2 protein-coding genes are annotated in these 3668 nt (G+C 36.7%); one reads left to right on the top strand and one right to left on the bottom strand.

Features of this window, described 5'->3' with window-relative positions; all coding sequences use genetic code 11:
- The first annotated feature begins 884 nt into the window (after positions 1-884).
- A complete protein-coding gene (locus AFK68_RS06140) occupies positions 885-1541 on the top strand; it encodes a HEAT repeat domain-containing protein (RefSeq protein ID WP_094672014.1) in 657 nt (218 codons plus the stop codon).
- 404 nt (positions 1542-1945) lie between these two features.
- Here the strand turns inward: AFK68_RS06140 and AFK68_RS06135 are convergent, their stop codons facing one another.
- Complete coding sequence (locus AFK68_RS06135; protein ID WP_094672013.1) at positions 1946-3484, bottom strand: AbgT family transporter; 1539 nt, start codon at positions 3482-3484, stop codon at positions 1946-1948.
- Positions 3485-3668: the final 184 nt, after the last annotated feature.

Here is a 3668-nt window from a genome sequence, read left to right as displayed (position 1 = left end):
TTATCCCTTGATTTTTCTGCCTTATGCAACCTAAAATCCTAATTTTTTAAGCTCCCTAGACCGAAAACCTTGCACTTTTTCAAGACCTAAAAATGCTTTTACCTTTATCTGTCAATACTTTATATATTTATTCAGCAAGCCCTAATTAAATCGTTGGGGAGGGAATGGTAGAAGGGGGCGGGTTCATTTCATCAAGTGTTGAGATTATTAATTTTCAATAAAACCCTGCCCTATGGACGACCACCCATATTTTTACTACTCCCCCACTCCCCCATTCCCTCACTCCTCCACTCACCAACTCCGCCACTCCCTACTCCACAATTAAGTTGTAGGTTGTTGGGTTTGATTTTCCGTGGTAGGACGCAACTGATTGAGATATCCATCAATTTTGGACAATTCTGGATGTTGTTCTAACTTGGCCATCACCTTGGCCTTGGGCATTTTTACTTTCTTGGCGTGTTCTAGAGTCTCATTAACAATGCGTTCCCGATATTGTTCTAATCCTTTAATTACTTCTTCTATTTCTTGTTCTTGGGTTTTTGCTNTTTCCGTGGTAGGACGCAACTGATTGAGATATCCATCAATTTTGGACAATTCTGGATGTTGTTCTAACTTGGCCATCACCTTGGCCTTGGGCATTTTTACTTTCTTGGCGTGTTCTAGAGTCTCATTAACAATGCGTTCCCGATATTGTTCTAATCCTTTAATTACTTCTTCTATTTCTTGTTCTTGGGTTTTTGCTGTTTCAGTATTTGCCTCTAAAGTTTCAGACATAATGACTTTCTGATCGCTCTTTGTATTTTTCCAAAATTAATCATCCCAGATTTAGGGATTAGTTGCTAGTATTTGTAAAGAAACGTAAATAAAATTAAGCAGATTTTAATATGGAAATTAACCAAATTCAGGTATACTTAAATAGCTCTGATTCTCAAGAGAGACTAAAAGCGCTGACCGAGTTAAGGAACTACGAAAGTGAAATAGTAGTTCCCCTCCTCAAAACTAGACAGCGTGACCCAGAATTTCTAGTCCGTTCATTTGTAGCAATGGGGTTAGGGAATAAACGCACTCCTGACGGTTTTAAGATATTGCGAGAAATGATGAAAAATGACACAGACTATAATGTACGAGCAGAAGCAGCAAACTCCCTATCTAAATTTGGTGAAGAGGCAATTCCTCTTTTGGTAGAAAAATTCCGCCAAGATGACAACTGGTTAGTACGTCGGAGTATTCTTGCACCTCTAATAGATATGCCATTTCCCGAAGCTCTATATGAAGTGTGTATTTGCGCGATCGCTGGCGAAGATATAACGGTGCAGGAAGTTGCCATTAGTGCTTTAGGTGCGTTAGCGGGGACAAAGAAAGAAACCGAAGCTTTGCAACAACTGTTAGCTTTTGTCAGTGCCGAATCTTGGAATATTCGGTTGCGAGCTGCTCAAGGGTTGAGAAAATTCGACGATCCTCAAGCAAAAGCAGCTTTGAATTATCTTAGCAAAGATGAAAATCATAGAGTAGTAGCTGCTACATTGGAGAGTTCGCTTTGAATAATTAATAATTAATAATTAATAATTAACAATTAATAATTACCTCTTCTTTTTAAGTGTGCATTAATATTAATGTAGTGACTTAACACGCTAAAAATGTAGCAATAGTAGGGGCGGGTTTTAGCAGAAATTTTCATGCTTACCCTAGCATTTATATAAACCCGCCCTAATGCACACCCATTAGCTGTGTCAGTAAGTAAGAGCGGGTTCCACGTTAAATTATTCTAGCTACAATAGACATCTCCGATAATCAAAAATAAAATCAATTATAGAGTAGAAATAATCAATTATTTCTTCCTATTCCCTATTCCCTACTCCCTCTTTTCCGGAGAGGTCTAATATTTAATCAGATCAACCAGCCCAATAACCAAAAGACAAAATTAGCATTATTAAATTAGCAAATATTAAAGTCTAATTGTTGCTCCTGGTCCGATAGGAATTCCGAAAATAAACCAAAATATAAATAAAGCTGACCAAGATAATAAGAAGGCTAAAGAATAAGGTAACATTGTCGCAATTAAAGTTCCCATACCTGCATTTTTATCGTATCTCTGAGCAAAGGCAACAATAATTGGGAAATAACCCATCAAAGGCGTAATAATATTAGTTGTAGAATCTCCAATTCGATAAGCCATTTGTGTGAACTCTGGACTATAACCAACTAACATTAACATAGGTACAAATATAGGAGCTATCATAGTCCATTTAGAGGATGCGGAGGCAAAAAATAGATTAATTAAACCACTAACAATAATAAAACTTATTAGCAAAGGCAAGCCAGTAAAACCAGTCGCTTTGAGAAAATTTGCACCATTAATAGCTAAGATAATTCCTAAGTTAGTCCAATTAAAATAAGCAACAAATTGAGCAGCAAAAAAAGACAAGGCAATATAATAACCCATGATACTCATAGCTTCACTCATACCTTTAGCAATATCTTTATCACTCTGGATTGTACCTGCTCCTTTGCCGTAAGCAATACCTGGAATTATGAATCCTAACATTATTATTGGTACAATTCCGTTGAAAAAAGGAGAAGGAATAATCGTCAAAGTTTCTGGGTCGCGTAAAATTCCTTCTGGTGGCAAGACTAATATTAATAAAAACGCCACAAAAGCTAATAAAGAATATCCTGCCCAACGTAAACCTTTTTGTTCAGCAGTAGTCAAATATTCCATTTCTTCTGAATTAATTTGACCATTATATTCACCCAGTCGAGGTTCTACAATTTTATCTGTAATATACCAACCAACTAAAGTAATTACAAATGTAGAAACTACCATGAAATAATAATTTACTGTTGGATTAACTGTATATTCAGGATTAATTAATTGAGCTGAACTTTCCGTAATTCCTGCTAGTAAAGGATCGATAGAACTCACTAATAAATTAGCACTATAACCGCCAGAAACTCCAGCAAAACCAGCAGCTAAACCAGCAATTGGATGACGTTTATATGCTAAAAATATTAAGGCAGCAAGAGGAGTTAAAACTACATACCCAGCATCGGAAGCAATATTTGACATGACTCCACAAAAAACGATAACGGGAGTAATAAATTTTGCTGGAGCAACTAGCACTACTTGGCGCAGTAAAGCAGAAATTAAACCTGTAGACTCTGCAACTCCTACTCCTAACATCGCTACAAGTACAGTACCCAGGGGAGGAAAATTAACAAAGTTGCTTACAGTCTTCGTAACTATTTTGCGGATACCGTCAGGAGTTAACAGAGAAACTGCTTCAATAGTTTCTTTACTTGTGGGGTTGACTGCAGAGAGATTTATTAAATTGGCGATCGCGCTAATTACAATAACTGCTACAGATAGATAGAAAAATAATGTAATAGGATCTGGCAGTTTATTGCCTGCTTTTTCAATAAAAATCAGCCCTTTATTAACTATATCTAGTTTTTTAGACTTTTCTGGGGGCGGTGTTTCTGTCATCTTGACTTTTTCCTTTTTACATCAAAAATACAATTTCCCATCATCATACTATGAAGAAGGAGTCAGAAGTCAGTAGGTAGGAGTTATACCATTTCTCAAAAACATTTCTACATTTTGTAGAGCAGGGGAGTGGGTAGGGACGTTGCATAAGGGCGTCCGTACAGGAGAAGTAAAAATAACAATA

Origin of the sequence: Hydrocoleum sp. CS-953 (genome assembly GCF_002260545.1) — a bacterium.
In the GTDB taxonomy this organism is placed as follows: Bacteria; Cyanobacteriota; Cyanobacteriia; order Cyanobacteriales; family Microcoleaceae; genus Trichodesmium.
Note: the sequence above shows the minus strand (reverse complement) of the source record. Positions and strands in the feature narration are given on the sequence as shown.

Bases quoted from the DNA above. Each gene is read 5' to 3' on its own strand.
- AFK68_RS06140 (WP_094672014.1), top strand. From the start codon at position 885: ATGGAAATTAACCAAATTCAGGTATACTTAAATAGCTCTGATTCTCAA.
- AFK68_RS06135 (WP_094672013.1), bottom strand. From the start codon at position 3,484: ATGACAGAAACACCGCCCCCAGAAAAGTCTAAAAAACTAGATATAGTT.